Here is a 7688-nt window from a genome sequence, read left to right as displayed (position 1 = left end):
AGGTTCAGCGACCGGCCAACTGCAGGATCCGGTACCCGAGCCACCCCGGCAGGACCAGCGCGAGGGCCAGCCCCGCCATCACCAGGTCGGCCTTCCTGGTGGCGAGTTGCGCCCTCCAGGCCATCGCCCGCTGCCGCCTCCCGGTCGCGGCCAGCGCCGTGTGGATGGTGCGGACCAGGTGCACGGTGGGCGTCCGCAGGGAGGAGCCGCCCGACCGGGCCGTCCACGCCGTCCGCCCCCTGCGCTCCTTCACCGGGAACACCCGGGGGGTCCAGTGGGCGTCGAAGGCGATGACGGCTCCGACCCAGTGCCCGCCCACGACCATCTCCCTGGGCAGCAGCGGGGTGGGGAGGCTCGCGTTCACCTGGCCGGCCAGCTCCGGAAAGCCGCGCGGGGCCAGCAGGATCAGCTTCGCCGGCGGCTGCGTGGCCCGGGCCTCCCCGATCTCCCACCGCAGCCCTTCCCCCGGCCCCAGCCGCAGCACGATCAGCTGGGACAGGTCCATCAACCGCCGCACGGTACCCTGCCAGTCGTCGAGCGGCAGGTAGAACCGGGCCGCGCCCAGGAGCGGAAGGGTCTCCCCCGGCCGCCCCACCGCGATCACGGGACCGACGGCGCCCAGCGCGGCGGCGAACTGCACCTCCCGCGCGCGGAGGTCGCTCCTCGCCCTGTCGTCCACCCGGGCGGCCGCCTCGTCGTCGTCGAAGCTGCGCAGGTAGAGCACGGGTCTGCGACCGTCCCGGAGCAGGGCCTGGGCCGCCCCGCGAGCCGCGTACGGACGGGTGCTGCGCAGGACCAGGAGGCCGGCCCCCGCCGCCGCGACGCCGCCCGCCAGCAGCAGGAGCGACGCCTCCGGCGGGAGCGCGGCGCTGCGCTCCGACACGGCGACGGCGAGCGCGCCGCCCCCGGCCAGCACGCACCCTGCGGTGTTGGCGGCCAGGACGGCCCGCCGGCATCGCGGCCGCCGGGTGCCGTAGCGGTCGACGAGCGCGACGATCTCGGCGACCCCCGCCCGTCGGCGGTGCCGCAGCCACAGGGCGGGCCCGAGCAGTGCCAGGGCGACCGCCCCGCACCACAGCGCCCCCGCCCTGCTCGCGCGCACCTGCTGGCCCACGCCCACGTTGACCAGCAGGTGCAGGGCCGCGTACGCCGCCGCGAGCGCGACCGCCGTGATCCACCGGGCGAACATCCGTAGCCGGGACGACACGCCGACCACCCCCGAACCCTCGCGCAGCCGTTGAGCAGGACCCTTCAATCCGATACCGCAACGGACGGGCCGTCATGCGTGTGCGATCGGCGCCGGTTCCCCGGCGCACGCCCCGAGCGGGACGGCCCGGAGCGCGTCCGGGCCGTCCGTCAGCGGATCCTCCGCAGCGTCACGCGCCGGCCACCACGGGCTCGTAGGGATCAACCCGCCGAACGGAGCGGCGCCGGGCGGGCCGAGGGCACCGGCCGGCTGATCTGGTCCCGGCGGTCCCACACCGCCTTGGAGATGCGGGCGAGCAGGCGGGCCGCCGGGTCGGTGCGGTCCGTGCCGTCGGCGAGCGGGCCGGTGTAGCAGACGGCGATCAGGTAGGGCGGGCAGTCGGCCGCCTGGATGAGGCCCACGCCGAGCCGGGTGCCGGGGATCCAGCCGTTCTTGAAGGCGATCCGGGTGTTGGAGGGGAGCCCGGCGGCCAGGTCCACCCGGAACTCGTTGCATTCGAGGAGGCCGAGGAGTTCGGGCTCGTCGGCGAGCGAGCGCAGCAGCCGGACCAGGTCGCGGGCGCTCACCCGGTTGTGCACGCCCCGGGCGCGCGCCGCGTAGTCCTCGATCCCGCGCGGGGTGGCGCTGTGCGTGGCTCCGGCGCGGCGCCACACGTCGGCGACGGCCTGCTGGGTGGTGCGGGCCAGGCAGATGTTGGTGGCGAGGTTGGAGGAGTGGGTGATCATCCGCTCGGCGAGCAGCCGGAGCGGGACGTGGGTGCCGAGCAGTTCCCAGGGCAGCGGGTCGCTGTCCCGGTCCGGGTCGTTGCCGAACTCCCCGCCCACGACGGACTCGAAGCGGTTCACCACGGGGACCTCGGCGTCGAGACTGACGCCGCCGCGGCAGAGCGCGGCGAGCACGGCGACCTTCATCGTGCTCGCGGCGTCGTGCAGTTCGTCCGGGTTGTGGAGGAACACCGGCTTCGAGTCGCCCATCCAGGGGGCCACCACCACAGAGAGCATGGAGGAAGGGTAGGGCAGAACCGGTCGGACCTCGACGGTTGCGGCGCACGACACGAACCCGCGGCAGCCGCGGCGGCCCGTCAGCCGCCGGGAGGCAGCGCCACGGGCTTGCGCAGCAGCCACTGGCCGGCCGTCCGCCGCGGCTGCCGCACGACGATCCGGCCGTGGCGCTTCCGGCCGACCAGCTCCACGCGCAGGGCGACCGGCCCGCCGGAGTCCGGCGCCCGGTCGTTCCTGACCCTGCTGAACTCCAGTGCCAGGGCGTCGGAATCGACCACGACGCCGGGCCCGGTGATCAGCGTCAGGGTCTTGCCCTCCATGTCCAGGTCGATCCGCAGGGTGTCCTGGGTGATCACCGCCTGGGTGAAGTCGAGCGTCACGTCGCACCACTCCACGAAGAGCTCCAGCCGTCGCGGCACCACCCAGCGCCCCTCCCGCCTGACCGCGCTCCACCGCTGGTCGATCCGCAGGACGTCCTTGACCTCCGCCACCACCCCGTCGGCGGAGATCGACACCGGCGGCAAGTCGGCCGTCAGCCCGGCCAGTTCGCCGAGCGTCCGCGCCGACAGGGCGGCCTCCAGGCGCTCGTCCAGCTCGTCCGGGGTCAGCCGGCCGTCGCCCGCAGCGATCCGCAGCAGCTCGGCCACCCGGTCCCGGTCGGCATGGGAGGCCCGCATCCCGGACTGCTGCGGGCCGCCGCCGGAGTGCGTCCCGGCGGGCACGATCTCTCCCGGCATACTTCCCGTCCTGAACTCGACGATGGTCGTCACGCGTCGGGGTCGGCGACACGGACGGGAACTCACGATATATCGCGATAGGAGTTCCCGCCAGACCGCTCAGCGGGACGGGCCGTCCGCGGCGCGCGGGCTCACCAGCATGCGGATGTCGTCGGCGGCCCACAGCACGAACCGTTCGACCGGGACCACCCGGTGGCCCGGCTCGGGCCGGAAGCCGAGCCGCTTGAGCAGGACGGCCAGCAGCACCAGGGCCTCCGTCATGGCCAGGCCCGCCCCCTCGCAGGCACGCGGGCCCAGGCCGAACGGGATCCAGGCCAGCCGGGGGCGCCCCGCCGACTCCTCGGGAGTGAACCGCTCGAGCCGGAACCGCTCCGGCTCGGGCCAGTACGCGGGGTTCAGGTGGACGGCCAGGATCGGGAGGAGGACCACCGCCCCGGCGGGGACGGTGTACCCGCCGACGGCCAGCGGACCGGCGGTCCACCGGGCGCCGTACGGGCCGGGCGGGTAGCGGCGCAGCGACTCGCGCAGGACCATCCCCAGGTACGGCAGCCGGTGCAGGTCGGCGTGGTCGGGCGCCGGGCGGTCGCCGAGGACCCGGTCGAGCTCCTCGGTGACGCGCGCGGCCGCCTCCGGGTGGGCGGCGAGCAGGTGCAGCGTCCAGGAGACGGCCACACCCGTGGTGTGGTGGGCGGCCAGCATCACGGCGAGGACGGTGTCACGGATCCTCGCGGGGCTCTCGCCGGCCTCGACGAGGGCGCCGATCAGGTCGCTGCGGTCGAGGGTGCTGGTGTTGGGGTTGTCGGTGCCGGGGCCGCCTGCGCCGCGGTCGCGGGTGCCGGGGCCGCCGGCGCCCGGGCCGTCCGGGCGGTGCGCGGCGATCACCCGGTCGACCGTCGCCCGCAGCCGGGCGAGGGCCCGCGCGGTCCGTTCGACGTGCTGCTCCGGGGCCTGCTCGGCCGGATCCCGGTAGAGGCGCTCCACCCGGTCGGCGAGCACCGCCTCGAAGGCCTCGACCACGCCGTCCGGGTCCTCGACCTCGCCGCCCAGGGCGTAGCCGCAGACCATCCGGAGGGAGAGCCCGGCCAGTTCCCGCTGGAGCTCGACGGACCGCCCGGCGGGCAGGGCGGCCCAGCGGTCGGCGAGCCCGGTCGCCAGGGCGGCGAAGCGGGCGACGTGCCGTTCGTGCGAGGGCCGTCCGGCCAGGACGGTGAGCAGCAGCCGGCGCCACGGCCCGTGCTCGTCGGCCGGGAGCACCTGGAGGTTGCCCGCCTCGAACAGCGGGTCCAGGAAGGAGAACAGCCGCCGGGGCCGCTCGTCGAGGTGGACCGCGGCCTCCAGCAGCACCGGATCGGCGATCGACACGGCGGTCCCGGCCCCGGGCAGCTGGAGCCGCGCGACGGGTCCGTACTCGGCGTGCAGCCACAGCTGGTAGGCGTGCAGGCCGCCCGCCCGCGCGATGGCGCCCACCCCGCCGTCGGCGCACGGTTCGGGCCCCGGGATCTCCATCGCACCTCCTCGTGACGGCGTGGGAAGTCGGCGGGGCCGACTTCCCGTGCTCCGGTCCTGCTCCGGCGTCAGTTGACGAAGTAGCTGAACCCGACCGTCGCCGCGGACATCCCGGCGGCGATCTCCCGCGTCAGCGACCCCTGACAGTTCGCCGCGGAGTACACGTCGACCCTCGCGTCCGTGAGGTTCTGGACGACTACGGGCGACACGGTCGGGTAGCACCCCCGCGCCGGGTTCCGGTGCGCCGCACCGTTCACCACCAGCACCCCCGTCGCCGCCTGTGCGGGCACGGCGAACGCGAGCACTCCGGCGGCGGCCAGCATCCCGACCGCGGCAATCCGACGACGCATGACTGTTCTCCCTTCCGAGGGCGCACGACCGGTTGCGGCGCCCTTCCGGGGCATGGATTCCCCCGCCGCCCCGTCCACGCCGGAACCCCCGCCGCAATCCCCCGAACCGACGCGGGCGTACGGGCTCCTACCAGGTCTCCAGCGAGGAGGAGATGTCGTTGAAACCGATGCTGCGCAACTCCATCTGCCGGAACTCCGGGGTGCCGAACGGCAGCACGAAGGTGTGCGAGTTCCCCGACCAGTGGATGTCGGACCACAGTCTCGTCACCTGCGTGCCCAGCATCCAGAAGGAGGAGATCCTGTCGTTCCAGTCGGCGAAGGGGAAATAGGTGACCTTCGTCAGGTCGTAATACCCCCTATTCGCATCCAGAAAGATATTGCCGCCGCCCAGATTGTCGTCCTCGTAGAACCAGGTCCGGGGGTGGAACTCGCGCGGCTGCGGTTCCGCCGAAAGCGCACGGGAGGTTCCCGCGCGGTGCACGTACTGCTCGAAGAACAGGATCCGCCACCACTGCTCGATGACCGCGATGTCGTCGACGACCAGCAGGTGACCGGCGCCCGGGGTCGACACCGCGTGCAGTTCCCGGCCGTTGAGCCGCGCGATGTCCTGCGGGTCGTGCAGCTCCCCCTCGAACATGAAGGGCAGGTCGGGCTGTTGATGAACGATCCGGGCGGCGACCTCCGGCGGCGCGGGCGCATGCGCGCGCAGGGGGTCGCTCGGGCGCAGCGCGTCGGCCCGGTCCCCCGCCGACGCCCGGAGGCCCTCCCGGAGCACCCGGACGCATTCCTCCAGTGAACCGATTCCCTGCGCCCCGAGTTCCGCGATTCCGTCGCTGATGTCGGCATCACCCGCAACCATCGCGGCCAGAAGTTCGAACGCCCTGCTGTCCTCGGAATGTGACATCGGAGGTATCCGTTCGACGGATTTACAGGCCGAGCCCGGTGCCCGGCCTCCGAATTCCAGCTTCCGCCCGAGGGCAGGGGGCCGCAACACCGGTCCGGACACCCGGAACGCCCGTCCGCGCCCCGGCTCCGGCCGGCCAGGCCGAGCGTGCGGAACGGCCGCGCACGGGGGTCGCCGGTGCGGCCCTCGGGCTGGGCCGCCCGGAACCCGTCCTGGTAGCGGCGGGTGCGGTCCTCTTCGCCGGGGACGTCCCCGTCCCGGCCGTCCCTCTCGTCTTGGTCCGCGCACCCTAGCGCCGCAGGTGGCGGCTCACATCGCCGACCAGGGTGATCCTCACCCGCCGCTCCGCGAACCGCCACCGCCCGTCCTCCCCGCGCACGAAGCGGTCGTGGTACCGGCCGGCGGCGATGGCCTGCAGCGGCAGTTCGGGCAGCGCCTGCAGCACCGTGACGTACGAGCGCGCGACCGCCGTCCCCGCCCGCTCGTCGACCTCGACGGCCAGGTTGCCGGTGACGTGCTGGGTCCGCGGCGTCCCGTCGGCGTACACGGCGATCGTCTCCCGGAACATCGCCTCGATCGCCGCGGCCCCGCGGACCGGCACGCCGCTGCCGACGAAGACGGCGTCGGCGAGCAGGGCGCCGAGCCCCGCGAAGTCGCCGTCGTCCACGAGTTCGGCGTAGCACGCGATCAGGTTCTCGATCGCGCGGTGGCTCGGTACCGGATCGACGGACGCGGACATGCTCTCCCCCACGGGCCCGGCGGCAGTCGGTTCCTCCGCCCCTCTCCCCGACTCTCCCACGCTTTTGACCGGGCGTCGGAAATCCGCTGGCGGGGACGGCTGCCGGGATGTTAGCTTCCAGTCGCCCGTGAAACCGCCCGAGGAGGTGAGCCCCGTGAACGCAGTACCGATATGGGTGCTCCCCCTGGAGATCACGGCTGGCGACTGACCCAGGTGTCGCCGGGAGCGCCGCTTCGAGCAGGCATTCCCGAAAGGCAACACCGATGCACTCTTCCCTGTCTCTTCAGTCTCCTCGGTCTCTTCGGTTCACCGCCGAGTCCTCGGCGAACGGCATGATCGAGCGCGACTTCACCGTGGGCGGCGTCCCCGGTGTGCTCTGGTCCCCCGTCCGCGCCGGAGCCGGCGCGCCCTCCGCCTCCGGCACCCGTCGTGCGCCCCTGGTCCTGATGGGCCACGGCGGCGGCACTCACAGGAAGCACCCGTCCATGTCGGGCCGGGCGCGGCTCCTGGTGGCCGGCTGCGGCTTCCACGTCGCCGTCCTCGACGCCCCCGGGCACGGCGACCGGCCGCGCAGCGCGCACGACGAGGCGGAGATCGCCGAGCTGTACCGCGCCCGGGCGGCGGGCGAGCCGGAGGGGCCGGTCGTGGTGCGCTACAACGCGCACCTGGCGGAGCTCGCCGTGCCCGAGTGGCGGGCGGCGCTGGACGCGCTCCAGCAGCTTCCGGAGATCGGCACCGACGGGCCGGTCGGCTACTTCGGCCTCAACATGGCCACCGCGATCGGCGTGCCGCTGGTGGCGGTCGAACCCCGGATCACGGCCGCGGTGTTCGGGCTGCACTGGCCGGACGCCCTGGCCGAGAAGGCGCGGCGGATCACCGTCCCGATCGAGTTCGACCTCCAGTGGGACGACGAGCACATCCCGCGCGAGGCCGGCCTGGCGTTGTTCGACGCGTTCGCCTCGACGGAGAAGACGCTGCACGCGAACACCGGCCGGCACAAGGACCTGCCCCGCTTCGAGGCCGACAGCGCGGTCCGCTTCCTCGCCCGCCACCTCGGCCGCCCGGCGTCCGGTCCGGCGACCGGCCCGGCACAGGGGGCTGCCCCTGTGCCGGTGTCCGGGCCGGACGCCGCGTCGGCCTGACGCGAACGGTCGCGGGGGGGGGGGGGGGGCGGGGGAGGGGTGTGGGCGAGGAGAGGGGGGTAGTTTGTGGGGTAGCCGCCTCACCTGGCGAGGGGGAGGAGG

At 74.2% G+C, this 7688-nt stretch carries 8 protein-coding genes; 1 reads left to right on the top strand and 7 read right to left on the bottom strand.

Annotated features, from left to right (window positions below; genetic code table 11):
• Positions 1–4: 4 nt before the first annotated feature.
• The 7 genes from ACFVGO_RS38315 to ACFVGO_RS38285 form a co-directional block, all read right to left on the bottom strand.
• A complete protein-coding gene (locus ACFVGO_RS38315; protein WP_380636816.1) occupies positions 5–1207 on the bottom strand; it encodes a transferase in 1203 nt (400 codons plus the stop codon).
• 200 nt (positions 1208–1407) lie between these two features.
• Complete coding sequence (locus tag ACFVGO_RS38310) at positions 1408–2208, bottom strand: serine hydrolase (RefSeq protein WP_380636814.1); 801 nt, start codon at positions 2206–2208, stop codon at positions 1408–1410.
• Between the two features lie 80 nt (positions 2209–2288).
• Entirely contained in the window at positions 2289–2945 is a 657-nt protein-coding gene (locus ACFVGO_RS38305) for a DUF1707 domain-containing protein (protein WP_359913462.1), read from the bottom strand.
• 99 nt (positions 2946–3044) lie between these two features.
• Positions 3045–4451 (bottom strand): cytochrome P450, encoded by a 1407-nt coding sequence (locus ACFVGO_RS38300; protein ID WP_380636813.1) that lies wholly within the window; start codon positions 4449–4451, stop codon positions 3045–3047.
• A gap of 68 nt (positions 4452–4519) precedes the next feature.
• The gene (locus ACFVGO_RS38295; protein WP_380352655.1) at positions 4520–4801 is read right to left on the bottom strand and encodes a hypothetical protein; all 282 of its coding nucleotides are present in this window, start codon (positions 4799–4801) and stop codon (positions 4520–4522) included.
• Between the two features lie 127 nt (positions 4802–4928).
• On the bottom strand, positions 4929–5705 hold the full coding sequence (locus ACFVGO_RS38290; protein ID WP_359913471.1) for a peptidase inhibitor family I36 protein: 777 nt from the start codon (positions 5703–5705) through the stop codon (positions 4929–4931).
• Positions 5706–5994: 289 nt separating this feature from the next.
• Positions 5995–6444 (bottom strand): nuclear transport factor 2 family protein, encoded by a 450-nt coding sequence (locus ACFVGO_RS38285; RefSeq protein WP_380352657.1) that lies wholly within the window; start codon positions 6442–6444, stop codon positions 5995–5997.
• 332 nt (positions 6445–6776) lie between these two features.
• Here ACFVGO_RS38285 and ACFVGO_RS38280 point away from each other — a divergent pair, with 332 nt between their 5' ends.
• A complete protein-coding gene (locus tag ACFVGO_RS38280) occupies positions 6777–7586 on the top strand; it encodes an alpha/beta hydrolase (RefSeq protein WP_359913477.1) in 810 nt (269 codons plus the stop codon).
• Positions 7587–7688: the final 102 nt, after the last annotated feature.

The organism is Kitasatospora sp. NPDC057738 (assembly GCF_042798815.1).
Classification (GTDB): Bacteria; Actinomycetota; Actinomycetes; order Streptomycetales; family Streptomycetaceae; genus Kitasatospora; species Kitasatospora lactacystinica.
The sequence above is the reverse complement of the archived record's forward strand: the minus strand, read 5'-3'. Positions and strand labels throughout refer to the sequence as shown.